This is a genomic window from Pseudomonas sp. P4_C1 (genome assembly GCF_056402155.1).
The window spans coordinates 82,897-99,921 of the sequence record NZ_JBFUHY010000001.1 but is presented as its reverse complement, the minus strand read 5'-3'; the positions used below and the strand labels follow the sequence as shown (position 1 = coordinate 99,921).

14 protein-coding genes and 1 pseudogene are annotated in these 17,025 nt (G+C 60.0%); 12 read left to right on the top strand and 3 right to left on the bottom strand.

Annotated elements, in window-relative coordinates:
- Positions 1-153 precede the first annotated feature (153 nt).
- From gshA to tauD, 5 genes and pseudogenes are all read left to right on the top strand, one after another.
- The gene (gene gshA, locus AC1DU9_RS00435; protein WP_223462722.1) at positions 154-1,737 is read left to right on the top strand and encodes a glutamate--cysteine ligase; all 1,584 of its coding nucleotides are present in this window, start codon (positions 154-156) and stop codon (positions 1,735-1,737) included.
- Positions 1,738-1,970: 233 nt separating this feature from the next.
- Complete coding sequence (gene tauA, locus AC1DU9_RS00430) at positions 1,971-2,948, top strand: taurine ABC transporter substrate-binding protein (RefSeq protein WP_477809619.1); 978 nt, start codon at positions 1,971-1,973, stop codon at positions 2,946-2,948.
- Positions 2,949-2,963: 15 nt separating this feature from the next.
- Positions 2,964-3,758, top strand: coding sequence for a taurine ABC transporter ATP-binding subunit (gene tauB, locus AC1DU9_RS00425; protein ID WP_457265710.1), 795 nt, complete (start codon positions 2,964-2,966; stop codon positions 3,756-3,758).
- Positions 3,755-4,588, top strand: coding sequence for a taurine ABC transporter permease TauC (gene tauC, locus AC1DU9_RS00420; protein ID WP_477809618.1), 834 nt, complete (start codon positions 3,755-3,757; stop codon positions 4,586-4,588). Before tauB ends, tauC begins: the two co-directional genes overlap by 4 nt.
- Before the next feature lie 133 nt (positions 4,589-4,721).
- Positions 4,722-5,561 (top strand): annotated as a pseudogene (gene tauD, locus AC1DU9_RS00415) (taurine dioxygenase); the annotation flags it as partial.
- Positions 5,562-5,738: 177 nt separating this feature from the next.
- On the opposite strand, the gene mgrA reads toward tauD, so the two are convergent.
- The gene (gene mgrA, locus AC1DU9_RS00410; RefSeq protein ID WP_223462718.1) at positions 5,739-6,776 is read right to left on the bottom strand and encodes an L-glyceraldehyde 3-phosphate reductase; all 1,038 of its coding nucleotides are present in this window, start codon (positions 6,774-6,776) and stop codon (positions 5,739-5,741) included.
- Between the two features lie 237 nt (positions 6,777-7,013).
- On the opposite strand from mgrA, the gene AC1DU9_RS00405 reads away from it, so the two are divergent.
- Positions 7,014-7,274 carry a hypothetical protein gene (locus AC1DU9_RS00405; RefSeq protein WP_477809617.1) on the top strand — a complete coding sequence of 87 codons (261 nt, stop codon included), beginning with the start codon at positions 7,014-7,016 and terminating at the stop codon, positions 7,272-7,274.
- Between the two features lie 24 nt (positions 7,275-7,298).
- Here AC1DU9_RS00405 and betT read toward each other — a convergent pair whose 3' ends face one another.
- Both betT and epsC read right to left on the bottom strand, forming a co-directional pair.
- A complete protein-coding gene (betT, locus tag AC1DU9_RS00400) occupies positions 7,299-9,254 on the bottom strand; it encodes a choline transporter BetT (protein WP_477809655.1) in 1,956 nt (651 codons plus the stop codon).
- 403 nt (positions 9,255-9,657) lie between these two features.
- Positions 9,658-10,584 (bottom strand): serine O-acetyltransferase EpsC, encoded by a 927-nt coding sequence (gene epsC, locus AC1DU9_RS00395; protein WP_223462716.1) that lies wholly within the window; start codon positions 10,582-10,584, stop codon positions 9,658-9,660.
- Between the two features lie 190 nt (positions 10,585-10,774).
- Between epsC and AC1DU9_RS00390 the strand changes: the two genes are divergently transcribed.
- From AC1DU9_RS00390 to AC1DU9_RS00365, 6 genes are all read left to right on the top strand, one after another.
- Positions 10,775-11,767, top strand: a complete 993-nt coding sequence (locus AC1DU9_RS00390) for a D-cysteine desulfhydrase (protein ID WP_477809616.1) — start codon at positions 10,775-10,777, stop codon at positions 11,765-11,767.
- A 232-nt stretch (positions 11,768-11,999) separates the two neighbouring features.
- Positions 12,000-12,800 carry a cystine ABC transporter substrate-binding protein gene (gene tcyJ, locus AC1DU9_RS00385; protein ID WP_223462714.1) on the top strand — a complete coding sequence of 267 codons (801 nt, stop codon included), beginning with the start codon at positions 12,000-12,002 and terminating at the stop codon, positions 12,798-12,800.
- Positions 12,800-13,465 (top strand): cystine ABC transporter permease, encoded by a 666-nt coding sequence (tcyL, locus tag AC1DU9_RS00380; RefSeq protein WP_223462713.1) that lies wholly within the window; start codon positions 12,800-12,802, stop codon positions 13,463-13,465. Before tcyJ ends, tcyL begins: the two co-directional genes overlap by 1 nt.
- A 4-nt stretch (positions 13,466-13,469) precedes the next feature.
- Complete coding sequence (gene tcyN, locus AC1DU9_RS00375; RefSeq protein WP_223462712.1) at positions 13,470-14,225, top strand: L-cystine ABC transporter ATP-binding protein TcyN; 756 nt, start codon at positions 13,470-13,472, stop codon at positions 14,223-14,225.
- Positions 14,226-14,707: 482 nt separating this feature from the next.
- Positions 14,708-15,472: a hypothetical protein gene (locus tag AC1DU9_RS00370; protein WP_477809615.1), complete on the top strand. Its 765-nt coding sequence runs from the start codon at positions 14,708-14,710 to the stop codon at positions 15,470-15,472.
- Between the two features lie 291 nt (positions 15,473-15,763).
- Positions 15,764-16,996, top strand: coding sequence for an SfnB family sulfur acquisition oxidoreductase (locus AC1DU9_RS00365; RefSeq protein ID WP_223462710.1), 1,233 nt, complete (start codon positions 15,764-15,766; stop codon positions 16,994-16,996).
- Positions 16,997-17,025 lie beyond the last annotated feature (29 nt).

The following is a 17,025-nucleotide window of genomic DNA, read 5'->3' as shown; positions in this document are numbered from 1 at the left end:
GTTTTCATTCAGGCACCCCGCGTTATCGTTAACCTCCATCGCGAGCAAGCTCGCTCCTACAAAACCAGGCGAAAACGCCAGTTTTAACTTCACCCTTGTAGACCGTCTTGCCCACCCCCATATTGGGGCGACCGACGCGTGAAGGAATCCAACTTGAGCGAACTTCTCAACCGCCGCCTGGCTCTGCTCGGCGAGCGCGCTAACCTCTCTCTGCTCGAACAGTGCCTTCACGGCATCGAACGTGAATGCCTGCGCGTGACCGATGAAGGTCGCCTGGCGCAAACGCCGCACCCGGAAAGCCTGGGTTCCGCGCTGACCAATGAACAGATCACCACCGACTATTCCGAGTCGCTGCTGGAGTTCATCACCCCGGCCCTGCCCGATCCTGCCGATACGCTGGCGAGCCTGGACAGCATTCACCGTTTTGCCTACAGCAAGCTCGGCAACGAGTACCTGTGGAGCCCGTCGATGCCTTGCCCGTTGCCGGCCGAGGAAGACATCCCGATCGCCTACTACGGCACGTCCAACATCGGGCAGCTCAAGTACGTGTACCGCAAGGGCCTGGCCCTGCGTTACGGCAAGACCATGCAGTGCATTGCCGGCATCCACTACAACTTTTCCCTGCCGGAAAAGCTCTGGCCGCTGCTCAAGCAGGCCGAAGGTTTTGTCGGCACCGACCGCGATTTCCAGTCGTCGTCCTACATCGCGCTGATCCGCAACTTCCGCCGCTACAGTTGGCTGCTGATGTACCTGTTCGGCGCGTCGCCAGCACTGGACGCCGGTTTCCTGCGCGGTCGTTCGCACCAGTTGGAACAACTGGACCCGCAGACCTTGTACCTGCCGTACGCCACCAGCCTGCGCATGAGCGACCTGGGTTACCAGAGCAACGCCCAGGCCGGCCTGACGCCGTGCTACAACGATCTGAACAGCTACACCGACAGCCTGCGCAAAGCGGTGGCCACGCCGTATGCACCGTACGTCGAAGTCGGCACCCACCAGGATGGCGAGTGGGTACAGCTCAACACCAACATCCTGCAGATCGAAAACGAGTACTACTCCAACATCCGCCCGAAACGCGTGACCTATACCGGTGAACGCCCTATCCAGGCACTGATGGCCCGGGGTATCCAGTACGTTGAAGTGCGCTGCCTGGACATCAACCCGTTCCTGCCGATGGGCATCGACCTCACCGAGTCGCGTTTCCTCGATGCGTTCCTGCTGTACTGCGCATTGAACGACAGCCCGCTGCTGACCAATACCAGCTGCGGCAACGCGACCTCGAACTTCCTCAGCGTGGTCAAGGAAGGTCGTCGTCCGGGCCTGCAACTGCAACGGGATGGCCAACCGGTTGACCTCAAGGAATGGGCCGGCGAGTTGCTGGAGAAAATTGCTCCTCTGGCGGCGATGCTCGACCAGAGCCATGGCGGCGATGCCCACAGCAAGGCGCTGGACGCCCAGATGGCCAAGGTCCAGGACCCGTCCCTGACGCCGTCGGCCCAGGTATTGGTGGCCATGGCCGAGCACAAGGAGAGCTTCGCCCAGTTCTCCCTGCGCCAGAGCCAGGCCCATGCCGAGTTCTTCCGCAGCGAGCCGTTGGCGGCTGAGGAACAGGCGAAGTTTGAAGAGCGGGCGCGTTCGTCGCTGGCTCAACAGGCTGAGCTGGAACAGAACGAAGTCGGTGATTTCGATGTGTTCGTCGGAGCGTACCAGGCGAGCATTCTGGCGATCAGCAACTGAGCGTCGAAGGTCCTGCGGACCTTATCGTCGGAACGCCGCCCGGAGCAAGCTCGCTCCCACAGGAACTGCGCAAATCCTGTGGGAGCGAGCTTGCTCGCGATAGACCGCGCAGCGGTCTCTCTGAGAATTTTCCCCTCATAAGCTAATTCTAAAAAGTTATTTATTTTAGAATTCTTAGATCATTTAGTCTCTTTCTCACGCCGACACTCGGTCGCCTGACAAGGAGCTTTCTGATGAAACTGACTTTCCCTCTACGCTTGCTGGCGGCCGCTTCCTTGGCTACCGCAAGTTTTTTTGCCCAGGCGGCCGACTTCACCGTCGCCTACCAGACCACCGTTGACCCGGCGAAAGTCGCCCAGGCCGACGGCGCCTACGAAAAGGCCACCCAGGCCGATATCAGCTGGCGCAAATTCGACAACGGTGCCGATATCATCGCTGCCATCGCCTCCGGCGACGTGCAGATCGGCTACCTCGGCTCCAGCCCTCTGACCGCCGCCATCACTCGCAAAGTCCCGGTAGAAACCTTCCTCATCGCCACCCAGATCGGCGCCGCCGAAGCCCTGGTCGCCCGCGACGGTTCCGGGATCAAGACCCCGCAAGACCTGATCGGCAAGAAAATCGCCGTGCCATTTGTGTCCACCGGTCACTACAGCCTGCTCGCTGCGCTCAAGCACTGGAACATCGACCCATCGAAAGTCACCGTTCTCAACCTGGCTCCACCCGCGATCATTGCCGCCTGGAAACGCGGTGACATCGATGCCACTTACGTGTGGGACCCGGCCCTCGGTGTCGCCAAGGAAAACGGCAAGGTACTGATCACCTCCGGCGAGCTGGCCAAGTTCGGCGCACCGACCTTCGATGCCTGGATCGTGCGCAAGGATTTCGCCGAGAAGCATCCGGAAATCGTCACTGCGTTCGCCAAAGTGACCCTGGACGCCTACGCCGATTACCGCAAAGACCCGCAAGCCTGGCTCGCCAACCAAGGCAACGTCGACAAACTGGTGAAGCTCTCCGGCGCCAAGGCCAGCGACATTCCATTGCTGCTGCAAGGCAACGTCTACCCGCTGGCGGCTGACCAGGTGCTTACCCTCGGCGCGCCGACTACCAAAGCCATCACCGACACCGCGGCGTTCCTCAAGGAGCAAGGCAAGGTCGAGGCCGTGCTGCCGGACTACGCGCCCTACGTCAGCGCCAAGTTCATCACCAACTGATCGGGAGTCAACGCGATGGCCTTGCTACAGCTGGAGCGCATCAGCGCACAGTACCCCGGCAACCCGGAACCGGTGTTGGCGGATATCTCCCTGAGCCTGGGCCCCCGGCAATTGCTGGTCGCCCTTGGCCCGTCCGGCAGTGGCAAGACTTCGCTGTTGAACCTGATTGCCGGTTTCGTCGAGCCCAGCGCCGGGCGCATCACCCTCGACGGCGTGCCAGTCCAAGGCCCGAGTGCCGAGCGTGGCGTGGTGTTCCAGGACGACGCGTTGCTGCCGTGGCAAGACGTACTAGCCAATGTCGGGTTCGGTCTTGAACTGGCCGGCATCGCCCGGGACAAACGCGAAGCTCGTGCCAGGGAAATGCTCGCCCTGGTCGACCTTTCCGGTTTTGAATTGCGCCGCATCTGGCAGCTTTCCGGCGGCCAGAAGCAGCGTGTCGGCCTGGCCCGCGCCCTCGCCGCCGACCCGCGTGTGTTACTGATGGACGAACCTTTCGGCGCCCTCGACGCCTTCACCCGCGAGCAGATGCAGGAACTGTTGCTGCAAGTCTGGCAACGCACCGCCAAACCGGTGTTCCTGATTACCCACGACATCGAAGAAGCCGTGTTCCTCGCCACCGACCTGATTCTGTTGGCGCCCAATCCAGGGCAAATCGTCGAGCGCCTGAGCCTCGATTTCGGTCAGCGTTATGCCGCCGGTGAATCGGCCCGCTCGATCAAGTCCGACCCGCGTTTTATCGAAACCCGCGAACACGTACTCGCCAAAGTGTTCTCCCAACGCAGCGCCGCCCAGCGGCAGGAGCGCGCATGAGCAGCTACGAAATTCCCGTCGCGGCGATAACACCAGGCACCGCCGTGATTCCGGCAAGTCGCCGTTTGAGCACTCGCTGGATCAGTGTGCTGACACTGGTCGCTCTCCTTGTTATTTGGTGGGCCGTAACCGCGACCGGTTTGATCGAGCCGCTGTTCCTGCCGCCGCCCTCCGCCGTGCTGCAAAAAGGCTGGCTGCTCGCGACTTCGGGTTACATGGATTCAACCCTGTGGCAGCACCTCGGCGCGAGTCTGGGCCGCATCGGCCTGGGCCTCGGCTTTGCGATTCTCACCGCCGTGCCGGTGGGAATCGCCATCGGCGCCAACCGTATCGCCCGTGGTGTGCTCGACCCGCTGATCGAGTTCTACCGGCCGATTCCGCCGCTGGCTTATCTGCCACTGATCGTGATCTGGTGCGGCATCGGCGAATTGTCGAAAGTGCTGCTGATCTACCTGGCGATCTTCGCCCCGATTGCCATCGCCACCGCCACCGGTGTGCGCACGGTCGACCCGGCCAAATTGCGTGCCGCGCAGTCGCTGGGTGCGACCCGCGCGCAGTTGATTCGCCACGTTATTTTGCCAAGTGCCTTGCCGGATATCTTGACCGGTGTGCGCATTGGCCTCGGCGTGGGTTGGTCGACGCTGGTCGCCGCCGAATTGATCGCCGCCACCAGCGGTCTGGGCTTCATGGTGCAATCGGCTGCGCAGTTTTTGGTCACCGATGTGGTGCTGCTGGGGATTCTGGTGATCGCGTTGATTGCCTTTGCCATGGAGTTGGGCCTGCGTGCCCTGCAACGCAAACTGGTGCCGTGGCACGGCCAAAATCACTGACAGTATTCATGTGGGAGCGAGCTTGCTCGCGATGACGGTTACACATTCAACACCTGTGTCGCCTGACAATCCGCTATCGCGAGCAAGCTCGCTCCCACAAAAAGCTCGGCACACCGGATTGAAGAGAACCACCATGAGCCAACTGACCATCGTTCCTCTAAGCTCCGCCCTCGGCGCGCAAATCAGTGGCATCGACATCAGCCAGCCGCTGAACCTGGAGCAGCGCGATGCCATCGAGCAGGCCCTGCTCAAGCATCAAGTCCTGTTCTTCCGCGACCAGCCAATCACACCACAGCAACAGGCGCGGTTCGCCGCGAGTTTCGGCGACCTGCACATTCACCCGATCTACCCCAACGTACCGGAACAACCGCAAGTACTGATCCTCGACACCGCCGTCACCGACGTGCGCGATAATGCGATCTGGCACACCGACGTGACCTTTTTGCCGACCCCGGCCATGGGCGCCGTGCTCAGCGCCAAGTTGCTGCCGGCGTTTGGCGGCGACACGTTGTGGGCCAGCGGGATTGCGGCATATGAAGCCCTGTCGGTACCGATGAAAACCTTGCTCGAAGGGCTGACCGCCACCCACGATTTCACCCGTTCATTCCCGCTGGAACGCTATGGCAACACGCCCGAGGCGCTGGTCCAGTGGGAAGAAGCACGACGCAAGAATCCGCCGCTGTCGCACCCGGTGATCCGCACGCACCCGGTCAGCGGGCGCCGCTCGCTGTTCGTCAACGAAGGCTTCACCTCGAAGATCAACGAACTGTCGGAAACCGAAAGCGGGGCGATTCTGAAGTTCCTGTTTGCCCATTCAACGCGGCCGGAGTTCACCATTCGCTGGCGCTGGCAGCAGGACGACATTGCGTTCTGGGACAACCGCGTGACTCAGCATTACGCGGTGGATGATTACCGCCCGGCGCGGCGGGTGATGCAGCGGGCGACTGTGTTGGGGGATGTGCCTTTCTTTCGCTGCCCCCTGAAATCTTTACTGTCAGATCCGGCCTCATCGCGAGCAAGCTCGCTCCCACAGGTTCGGCGGTGTTCACAGGATTTGTGTACGACACGGACACTGTGGGAGCGAGCTTGCTCCGGGCGGCCTTCCGACGATGGCGATCTGAAAGGCGCCGAATAGTCTGGCACCCACTACTTACTCAGCAGTAGAAGGCTTCTCCCAAAGATTGATCCCACCCTCCTGGGCAAATCGGTCAATCTCCGCCAGTTCCTCTGCACTGAAGCTCAAATTCTTCAACGCCCCGACGTTCTCGATGATCTGCTCCGGCCGGCTCGCACCAATCAATGCCGACGTGACCCGTGGATCGCGCAGGGTCCAGGCCAGCGCCAGTTGCGCCAGACTCTGGCCACGACGCTTGGCGATTTCATTGAGTGCCCGCACCTGGGCGATGTTGGCCTCGGACAAATGCGACGCCTGCAACGAACCACCGCCCGGACGATTGACCCGTGCATCCGCCGGCACGCCGTTGAGGTATTTGTCGGTCAACAAGCCCTGAGCCAGCGGGGTGAAGGCAATCACGCCAGTGCCAAGTTCGTCAGTGGTGTCCAGCAGGTCTTTTTCCACCCAGCGGTTGAGCAGGTTGTACGCCGGTTGATGGATCAGCAACGGGACTTTCCATTCCTTGAGCAACTGGGCCATTTCACGGGTTTTCACCCCGGAATAGGACGAGATGCCGATATACAAAGCCTTGCCCTGTTGCACCGCTGCAGCGAGTGCGCTGGCGGTTTCTTCCAGCGGCGTATCCGGGTCGAAACGGTGGGAGTAAAAGATGTCGACGTAGTCCACACCCAGGCGTTGCAGGCTCTGGTCGAGGCTGGCCAGCACGTACTTGCGCGAACCGCCGCCCTGACCGTAAGGCCCCGGCCACATGTCCCAACCGGCCTTGCTGGAGATGATCAGTTCGTCACGGTATTGCTTGAAGTCTTCGCGCAGCAAACGGCCGAAGTTGATCTCGGCGCTGCCGTACGGTGGGCCATAGTTGTTGGCCAGGTCGAAATGGTTGATGCCCAGGTCGAACGCCGTGCGCAACAACGCGCGCTGGGTATCGATCGGCGTGCTGTCGCCGAAGTTGTGCCACAGGCCCAACGACAGCGCCGGCAGCACCAGTCCGCTGCGGCCCACGCGGCGGTACGGGATGGAGTCGTAGCGGTTTTCGGCAGCGGTGTAAGTCATCGAATCCTCTCTTGTCGGTCTTGAATCTGGTATCGACTGCTTCGCCAGTCGTCCAGCATACGCCCGCACGGACGCCAAAAAACCTGGGATTCGACTAAATGCTGAAACGTTTCACAGAAAATTAATCTGCCCGGAGAATTGAACAAAACAGCGACAGGCTTGCGTGATCCGGGTCGACAGGAACAAAGTCGCCAAAGCAACGAAGAAGCGATAGCTATCGCAAGGATGGAAGAAGCCATGCACACCACGATCATCATCACCTTCGGCCTGGCCTTGCTCGCCCTGATGCTGTTCATCGGCGAGAAAATCGGCTTCAGCCGTCAGACACTGACCTACGGTTTCGTGGTGCTGTGGCTGGCGCTGACGGTGATCAACGGCGCCATCGGCATGGTGAACGCCGGCCAGTCGTTGAGCACGGAACTGGCCATCGGCACGATAGTGTTCAGCATTCCGGTCGCGGCGCTGGTGTTGTTCATGGTGCTGAGCGCCGAGACCTGAAAAGCCCCGGCGCCCTGCCCGCGATCAACGCACCAGATGCAGGAACTGCATGTGCCGTTCGTACTGATCAAGGATGTCGTTGATGATCTGTTCCTTGGTGTAGCCCACCAGATCGTAGTTTTGGCTGCCCTCGCTCAAATGCACTTCGGCGCGGTAGTAACGACGGTTGTTGAGTTCCTTGGAACCCATGCCACCCCGGGCAAACGACGGCGTAAAGTAGCCGCGCATTTGCACCTGGTAGATAAATGGATGTTCGTCACCGTGACCGATTTCCAGGCTGACGCTGTCGTTGACCGGTTCTGGATGCGTGATGACCTTGAGGCCCTTCTCGATGAATACCGCCGAGACCTCTTCAATCGCCGGGCGCACCGTCGTATCGAGGAAGCGATAGACCTCGTCCCGCGACGGGAAATGCACGGCCTGGCTCAAACGCTGACGCCACCCGCCCCGCCGTGATCCGGACACCGGTGCCAGTGAATGCATCTGCGCAATCTGCTTCTGCGACTCCAGATAAAACGCCTTGTGCAGCCCCCACATCATCAACAGCAGAATCAACGAGAACGGCAGCGAGGTCAGGACCACCGCCGACTTCAACGCATCGATGCTGCCGGAGAACAGCAATGCACTGGTCACCAGCGCAGTCATCGCGCCCCAGAACACCCGCAGCCATTTCGGCCCGTCTTCATCGGGATTGCCGCCCTTGGCGGACAGCGTCGACAGCACCACGGTGCCGGAGTCGGCGGAGGTGACAAAGAACACGAAGCTGATGAACACCGTGACCGCGATGACGGTTTTGCTCCACGGGTAGGTTTCCAGCAGCAAGTAGAGCGTCATCGACGGGTTGTCGATGGCCGACATGCCGAGCGCGCTCATGCCGTGGTTGAGCACTTGATCGATGGCGCTGTTACCGAAAATCGACATCCACGCCAGGGTGAAGCCGAGCGGGATCAGCAGCACGCCGAAAACGAATTCGCGAATGGTCCGGCCACGGGAAATCCGTGCGATGAACAGGCCCACGAACGGCGACCATGCGATCCACCAGGCCCAGTAGAACACCGTCCAGCCGCCCAGCCAGTCGCTGGGTTTGCCGTAGGCGTACAGATCAAAACTCTTCATCGGCAAGGCGCCGAGATAGTCGCCGACATTCTGGATCAGCGTGTTGAGCAAGTGCTGCGTGGGGCCGGCGAACAACACAAACAGCAACAGTGCACAGGCCAGCAGCATGTTGATGTCGGACATGACCCGCACGCCCTTGTCGACGCCGGATACGGCAACGATGATCGCTGCGCCCATCATCAAGGTGATCAGGCCGACCTGAATCCATTGGGTGTGGGCAATGCCAAACAGGTAGTCGAGGCCCGAGTTGAGGTGCAACACGCCGAAGCCCATGTCGGCGCCGAGGCCGAACACCGTGGCGATGATGCCGAAGCCGTCCACCGCGTAACCGATCGGGCCGTTGATGCGCTTGCCGATCAGCGGATACAGCGCCGAACGCAGGGCCAGTGGCAGGTTATGCCGGTAGGCGAAGTAGGCCAGCGCCATGCCGACAAAGGCGAACACACCCCAGCCGTGAAGGCCCCAGTGCAGAAACAGAATCTGCATCGCCTGGCGCGCCGCATCTGCCGTACCAGCCTCACCTTGGGGCGGTTGCAGCATATGGGTCAGCGGCTCGGACACACAGAAGAAAAACAGAGTGATGCTGATCCCCGCGGCGAACAGCATGCCGGCCCAGGACAGGTAACTGAATTCGGGTTCGTCGTGGTCGGCACCGAGCTTGATCTTGCCATAGCCGGACAAGGCGGTGACCACCACGAAGACCAGATACAGGGTCATCGCCAGCAGGTAATACCAGCCGACCGTGTCGGCCGCCCAGTTTTGCGCCGCCAGCAACCAGGCACCGGCCTGCTCCGGCATGGCGATGACAACGACACCAAACAACAGGATGAAACTCGCCGAGAACCAGAACACCGGCGGATTCATGCGGATCAGACCGTTTGGAGGGATGGACGATGCACTCATGTTCGGTGCACCTCGGAGGGGTAAAACGTGGCTGTAGAAATCGGACTCAGCAAAGGCAAGCCTCCTGTTGTGAGCGGGCAGCGAACCGCCGGTTTAACTTGAATGAACGTTCAAGTTAAACATGGATAGGGGGCTAAGGACTAATCGCAGGGCTCGGCGGTACTGGTTGTACGCTAGCTCAAGGGAGGGTTCGACGCAGGATTAGATCAGGGCCACTGGCTCGATTCGGCTTGAAATCCAATCGCGAGCAAGCTCGCTCCCACAGGGGGTCCGGGTTGAACACAAAAGCTGTGAACACCAGGAAACCCTGTGGGAGCGGGCTTGCCCGCGAAGAGGCCAGAACAGTCAGCGAAGATTCAGGAGACTACTTCTGCGCCCCATCATCATGCTGCAGATTCGCCTGGGTCAGGTTGCTCCCCGCCGGCACGCTACGGGTCAGCCAGACATTGCCGCCGATGGTCGAACCCTGACCGATGGTGATCCGGCCAAGAATCGTCGCCCCGGCATAAATCACCACGTCATCCTCGACAATCGGATGCCGTGGCTGGCCCTTCTGCAACTGACCGTCTTCGTCCGCCGGGAAGCGCTTGGCGCCCAAAGTCACCGCCTGATAAATCCGCACGCGCTCGCCGATGATCGCGGTTTCGCCGATCACCACGCCGGTACCGTGGTCGATAAAGAAACTGCGGCCGATCTGCGCGCCGGGGTGAATGTCGATGCCGGTTGCCGAGTGGGCGATTTCCGCACTGATCCGTGCCAGCAGCGGTAAACCGGCGCGGTACAAATGGTGGGCCAGCCGATGGTGAATCACCGCCAGAATCCCCGGGTAGCACAACAGCACTTCATCGACACTGCGCGCCGCCGGGTCACCGTGATAGGCCGCCAGTACGTCTGTGTCCAACAGGCTGCGCAACCCAGGCAAGGCGAGGGCGAAGTCTTGAATGATCTGGATGGTTCTGGCTTCGACTTCGGTATCGGCCTGGGCGCTGTGGCGCGCGGCGTAGCGCAATTCGAGTCGCGCCTGGGCCAACAGCGCATTCAGCGCCACATCCAGCGTATGACCGACGTAGAAGTCTTCACTCTCCTCACGCAAGTCCACCGGCCCCAGGCGCATCGGGAACAACGCGCCGCACAGGGCTTCGAGAATGTCCGCCATGGCTGCGCGGGACGGCAATTCGCGACCGCCCTGCTCGCCGCTGGCCCGGCCGTTTTGAGCACGCCACTGTTCACGTGCCGTGCGCAGCTGGCTGACGATGGTCTGCAATTGCCAATGGCTGGAACGCTCACTCACGGTAAAAACTCCTCACGGGCGGCCGGACTGTCTGGCCGCACTGACGGCGATTACTTTACGGCAAGGGTCGCGAGGCAAATTAAGAACCAATAGTGCTGTGCTCAGATCGATTGGCTATAAGCGATTGAAGGTTGCCCAGGCTTTTGGGCGTGCCTATAGTCCTGAAATCCTCCACGGCCAGTACGGACTCATGATCAAACAACAGCTCGCCCGCTTTAACCGCCTCGACCTGCTCGGTCAACCCACCGCCCTGGAAAAACTCGAACGCCTGTCGACATGGTTGGGCCGCGAGGTGTACGTCAAGCGCGATGACCTGACGCCGCTGGCGATGGGCGGCAACAAGCTGCGCAAACTCGAGTATCTGGCCGCCGATGCCTTGGCCCAGGGTGCCGACACCTTGATCACCGCCGGCGCGTTGCAATCGAACCATGTACGCCAGACGGCCGCCATTGCCGCCAAGTTGGGTCTGGGCTGCGTAGCCCTTCTGGAAAACCCTCTCGGCACTGACGACAGCAATTACACCGGCAACGGCAATCGGCTGCTGCTCGACCTGTTCGATACCAAGGTCGAACTGGTGGAAAACCTCGACAACGCCGACGAACAACTGCAAGCCCTGGCTGGCCGACTGCGCAGCAACGGCAAGAAGCCCTATATGGTACCGATCGGTGGTTCAAATGCCCTGGGTGCTCTGGGCTACGTGCGCGCCGGGCTGGAACTGGCCGAACAGATCAAGGACACGGGCCTGAAGTTCGCCGCCGTGGTCCTGGCCTCGGGCAGCGCCGGCACTCACAGCGGACTGGCGCTGGCCTTGAGTGAAGCACTGCCGGATCTGCCAGTGATCGGCGTGACGGTCTCGCGCAGCGATGAAGATCAGCGGCCAAAGGTTCAAGGCTTGGCCGAACGCACCGCTGAGCTGCTGGGTGTGAACCTGCCGGACGCTTTCAAAGTCGAGTTGTGGGATGAGTATTTCGCCCCCCGTTATGGCGAACCGAACGCCGGGACACTGGCGGCGGTGAAGCTGCTGGCGGGTCAGGAAGGCTTGCTGCTGGACCCGGTCTACACTGGCAAGGCCATGGCGGGCTTGCTGGATGGGATCGGGCGTCAGCGTTTCGACGAAGGCCCGATTATCTTCCTGCACACCGGTGGGGCACCGGCGTTGTTTGCCTACAAAGACTTTCTCTGACTGACCGTTCCCGCGCTCGCGTGGGAACGTATTTGAATTAATATTCAAATAAAGAATAACAAATAGAATATTTATTATTTTCCTATCTAACGGCGTCATCTTATAGTCACGCCGCAGGCGAATTTGTAACGAGACGCATACGCTGCTTTAGGGCAGGATATCGCAGTCGTCAAAATCCCGAATTTGCCAACTTTCCTTAAGCGTCTTCCATAAGAAAACACAGGGGCTTGTCATGAATTTTTCCGCACTACGTCGCAATCTGCTGGTGGGCTCGCTGGGCCTGGCACTGAGCGCCGGCCTGATTGGCCAGGCGGTTGCCGGTGAGCAACTGCAACAAATCAAGGACAAAGGCGTGATCAACGTCGGCCTGGAAGGCACCTACCCACCGTTCAGTTTCGTCGACGCCGACGGCAAACTGGCCGGCTTCGAAGTCGAGTTCTCCGAAGCCCTGGCCAAAGAGCTGGGCGTGAAGGTCAAGCTGCAGCCGACCAAATGGGAAGGCATCCTCGCCGCCCTGGAATCCAAGCGTCTGGACGCAGTGATCAATCAGGTGACCATCACCGAAGAGCGCAAGAAGAAGTATGACTTCTCCGAGCCCTACACCGTTTCCGGGATTCAGGCACTGGTGCTGACGAAGAAGGCCGCCGAGCTGAACATCAAGTCCGCCGCCGACCTGTCTGGCAAGAAAGTCGGCGTAGGCCTGGGCACCAACTACGAAGAGTGGGTCAAAACCAATGTTCCTAAGGCTGACATCCGCACCTACGAAGATGATCCGACCAAGTTCCAGGACCTGCGTGTCGGCCGTATCGACGCCATTCTGATCGACCGCCTGGCCGCGCTGGAATATGCCAAGAAGGCCAAGGACACCACCGCCGCCGGTGATGCGTTCTCCCGTCAGGAAGCCGGCATTGCCCTGCGCAAAGGCGAGCCTGAACTGCTGGCCGCGGTGAACAAGGCCATCGATAAGCTGCGTGCCGACGGTACGCTGAAAAAGCTGTCGGAAAAATACTTCAGCGCTGATGTCACTCAATAATGGGAGAAGCTTTCCAACTCGCACTGGACTCCGTGCCCTTTCTGCTCAAGGGCGCGTACTACACGGTGATCCTCAGCCTGGGCGGGATGTTCTTCGGTCTGGTGATGGGGTTCGGCCTGGCGCTGATGCGCCTGTCGCGCTTCAAACTGGTCAGCTGGATCGCCCGCATGTACGTGTCGTTCTTTCGCGGCACGCCGTTGCTGGTGCAACTGTTTGTAATCTATTACGGCTTGCCGCAATTGGGTCTGGAACTCGATCCGCTGCCGGCGGCCCTGATCGGCTTCTCGCTGAACATGGCCGCCTACGCCTGTGAAATCCTGCGTGCCGCGATCAGCTCCATCGAGCGCGGCCAGTGGGAGGCGGCTGCCAGTATCGGCATGACCCGCGCGCAGACCCTGCGCCGGGCCATCCTGCCGCAGGCGATGCGCACCGCATTGCCGCCGCTGGGCAACAGCTTCATTTCGCTGGTCAAGGACACCGCGCTGGCCGCCACCATCCAGGTGCCGGAACTGTTCCGTCAGGCGCAGCTGATCACCGCTCGCACCTTCGAAATCTTCACCATGTATCTTGCCGCCGCACTGATCTACTGGGTCCTGGCCACGGTGCTTTCGCACCTGCAGAACCAGTTGGAAGCGCGGGTCAATCGGCACGACCAGGAGTCCTGACCCAATGATTGTCGTGGAAAAACTGACAAAGCAGTTCAAGGGTCAAGTCGTGCTCAACGGCATCGATCTTGAGGTCAGGGAAGGCGAGGTGGTCGCGATCATCGGCCCGAGTGGTTCGGGCAAGACCACCTTCCTGCGCTGCCTGAATTTTCTGGAAGAACCCACCAGCGGCCGGATCAAGGTCGGCGATATCGAAGTCGATACCAGCCGTCCCCTGAACCAGCAGCAGAGCCTGGTGCGGCGTTTGCGCCAGCACGTAGGTTTCGTGTTCCAGAACTTCAACCTGTTCCCCCATCGCACGGCGCTGGAAAACGTCATCGAAGGCCCGATCGTGGTCAAGAAGACCCCGCACGCCGACGCCGTTGCCCTGGGTAAAAAACTGTTGGCAAAGGTCGGTCTGGCGGGCAAGGAAGACGCTTACCCGCGTCGTCTCTCCGGTGGCCAGCAACAGCGCGTGGCGATCGCCCGGGCACTGGCGATGGAACCGGAAGTGATCCTGTTCGATGAGCCGACCTCGGCTCTCGACCCGGAACTGGTGGGCGAGGTATTGGCGACCATCCGCGGCCTGGCCGAAGAGAAGCGCACCATGGTGATCGTTACACACGAAATGGGCTTTGCCCGGGACGTGGCCAACCGTGTGGTGTTTTTCGACAAGGGCGTGATCGTCGAGCAAGGCGAAGCAAAGGCGTTGTTTGCCAACCCGAAAGAAGAGCGAACCAAGCAGTTCCTGAGCAAGTTTTTGAATAACGCTCACAACTAACAAACCTGCGCAGCAACGGTAAACTTCCATGGATGGAAGTGACACCCTCTGAAAAAATCATCTCAGCAATATCAAACTAAACTTATATATGCGATACGCCTGCTTTGTAAGCGCGTGCGGTACATATATAAGCTTCGCAATAATTAAATCGCGTTATTTCGTTCGGTCGCCTGTCGCATGGAATGACCGACCATTTGCCACAACACGACCACATAGCGCGGCTTTAAGCGGATAAAGTCGACTCGGCGACATGGTTTACTTACTTGTCACCGTAGGAACTTTCTGAATAGCATCAAACACCACCCACAACTAACAAATCTCATTGACACTGGTTATAAAGAACTCTTATCTAGTCTCCAATCAGCGACACTCGTCACGCTCAATCATTATTTCAATTCAAAGTAATGAACGGTTTTGCTGTTCGATATTTAGTTTTTGATTTTCCAGAGACGGACATCGTTGCAAGACTTCAAGGAGACTTTATGAAAAGCACCTCGAACAAATCCGGGCTTGTAGCCCCGACCCTGGCGCAATCCAACAAGACCGGCATCAACGTCACTTGCGCGGCTCACCTGCTGATCGAGGTAGCGCCCTACCCCGCCATGGACGAAGGCGACCTGATCGAACTGTTCTGGGACAACTGCTACGTGGCCTCCCGCGTGCTGACGGCCAGCGATGTCGGCCAACCGGTGCAGTTGCGGGTGCCTGAAAGTTTTGTCACCAACGGTACCTCCCGCATTCACTACCGGGTCATGCAAGTTGGCCGTGGTCCGGCGGTATCGGCCAGCCGAAACGTGCAGATCAAACTCGACTGCCCAGGCGGCCAACCCTCCGCGCTGTGCGGCGATGAAAACCAGTGCCTGGCACCAGTGAGCATTCCCGAGGCAATTCGCCGCCAAGGGGTCAACCCGAATCAGATCAAACGCGGTGTGCCGTTGACCATCGAGCCGTACCTGAACATGGCTGTCGACGACGAGATCACCCTGCGCTGGGGCGATGTGCGCATGGACCTGCCACGGCTCAAGTCCGCTGATGTGGGTCAGCCGATTCAGGTCTGGATACCTGCAGCCATCATCCTCGAAGCCGGTGAAGACCTGCGGCTGGAAGTGACTTACTGCATCCTGGACCGGGTAGGCAACAACTCCCGCTGGGCACCGGCACGGACGCTGAAGATCGGTTGCGCCAATCCTTATCTGAAAGTCCCGAAGAAACAGCACCTCAAGGCCGCTGAACCCTGCAGACAGTGACGGCAGTGACTGTGCCCACCATATTTTTGTGGCGTGGGGGCTTGTCGGACCGCCCCCTCGCCACAGGGATTGCGTTCTACCCCGAGAACGCCCTTCTATGCATATTCCTAAAAGTTAGTTCATAAAATATTTATACACGTTTAGGGTATATAAACCGGACCACCGGACATTCTTGTTTTCATGCGCGGCCACAAGCGGCGCTTCCATAAGATGTGAGGTAGGTATGGTCCGGAACACAATCACCCCAGTGCAGACCGCCAGGGCATTGCGTGCAGCCAAGGAGTGGCACTGATGTCCAGTCTGGCAGATGCAATCGTCCAGAGTGATGTGGACGTCGCCCCATTGTTGTTGCCCGCGCAAGTCTTGCGCAACGATGCTCAAGCCCTGAGCGCCGCCCACGAGCTGGCGCAAGTCGCCCGCCTGCAAGCGGCCAGACGCGACCAGCAGCGCAAGTTGCCATGGTCGGAAATCGAATTGTTCACCCGCAGCGGCCTGGGCAGCATTTCCATCCCCCGCGAGTACGGTGGCCCGCAGGTTTCGTTTGTCACCCTGGCCGAGGTCTTCGCGATCATTTCCGCGGCCGACCCGGCACTCGGACAAATCCCGCAAAACCAGTTCGGCATTCTTAATCTGGTGCTCGGCAGCGCCACCGAAGTGCAGAAAAAACAGCTGTTCAAAAGCGTCCTCGAGGGCTGGCGCATCGGTAATGCCGGGCCTGAACGCGGCACCAGAAACACCCTGGAACTGAAGGCGCGCATCACCGCTGACGGCATCCTCAATGGCCAGAAGTTCTATTCCACTGGTGCACTGTTCGCCCATTGGGTCGCGGTCAAAGCGTTGAACGATGACGGCAAGCAAGTGCTGGCGTTCATCCGTCGCGGCACACCGGGATTGCGCATCGTCGATGACTGGTCCGGTTTTGGTCAGCGCACCACCGCCAGCGGCACGATTTTGCTTAACAACGTGCAGGTCGATCCCGAACTGGTGGTGGATAACTGGCGGATCAACGACACGCCGAACATCCAGGGTGCCGTCTCGCAACTGATTCAAGCGGCCATCGACGCCGGTATCGCCCGAGGCGCCATCGACGACGCCATCGACTTCGTGAAAACCCGCGCCCGGCCATGGATCGACGCCAAGGTCGAACGGGCCAGCGATGACCTTTACGTGATCGCCGATATCGGCAGGTTGAAAATCGAATTGCACGCCGCCGAAGCGCTGCTGCGCAAGGCCGGGCAAGTGCTCGATGACGTCAGCGCCGCACCATTCACCGCCGAGTCCGCCGCTCGCGCCTCGATTGCCGTGGCCGAAGCCAAAGTGCTGACCACCGAGATTTCGTTGCTGGCCAGCGAAAAGCTGCTCGAACTGGCCGGCAGCCGCGCGACCCTCGCCGAATTCAACCTCGACCGCCACTGGCGCAACGCCCGGGTGCACACGCTGCACGATCCGGTGCGCTGGAAGTACCACGCCATCGGTGCCTATCGCCTCAACGGCACGCTGCCTAATCGCCATTCCTGGATCTGACGACCAGAACACTTTTTACCAGAGCTCTG

What these genes read in the sequence shown, in the direction of transcription:
- mgrA (WP_223462718.1), bottom strand. Translation starts at nt 6,776, where the DNA reads ATGACTTACACCGCTGCCGAAAACCGCTACGACTCCATCCCGTACCGC.
- tcyJ (WP_223462714.1), top strand. Translation starts at nt 12,000, where the DNA reads ATGAATTTTTCCGCACTACGTCGCAATCTGCTGGTGGGCTCGCTGGGC.
- tcyN (WP_223462712.1), top strand. Translation starts at nt 13,470, where the DNA reads ATGATTGTCGTGGAAAAACTGACAAAGCAGTTCAAGGGTCAAGTCGTG.
- AC1DU9_RS00365 (WP_223462710.1), top strand. Translation starts at nt 15,764, where the DNA reads ATGTCCAGTCTGGCAGATGCAATCGTCCAGAGTGATGTGGACGTCGCC.
- tauA (WP_477809619.1), top strand. Translation starts at nt 1,971, where the DNA reads ATGAAACTGACTTTCCCTCTACGCTTGCTGGCGGCCGCTTCCTTGGCT.
- betT (WP_477809655.1), bottom strand. Translation starts at nt 9,254, where the DNA reads ATGAATCCGCCGGTGTTCTGGTTCTCGGCGAGTTTCATCCTGTTGTTT.
- tauB (WP_457265710.1), top strand. Translation starts at nt 2,964, where the DNA reads ATGGCCTTGCTACAGCTGGAGCGCATCAGCGCACAGTACCCCGGCAAC.
- AC1DU9_RS00370 (WP_477809615.1), top strand. Translation starts at nt 14,708, where the DNA reads ATGAAAAGCACCTCGAACAAATCCGGGCTTGTAGCCCCGACCCTGGCG.
- AC1DU9_RS00405 (WP_477809617.1), top strand. Translation starts at nt 7,014, where the DNA reads ATGCACACCACGATCATCATCACCTTCGGCCTGGCCTTGCTCGCCCTG.
- tcyL (WP_223462713.1), top strand. Translation starts at nt 12,800, where the DNA reads ATGGGAGAAGCTTTCCAACTCGCACTGGACTCCGTGCCCTTTCTGCTC.
- AC1DU9_RS00390 (WP_477809616.1), top strand. Translation starts at nt 10,775, where the DNA reads ATGATCAAACAACAGCTCGCCCGCTTTAACCGCCTCGACCTGCTCGGT.
- tauC (WP_477809618.1), top strand. Translation starts at nt 3,755, where the DNA reads ATGAGCAGCTACGAAATTCCCGTCGCGGCGATAACACCAGGCACCGCC.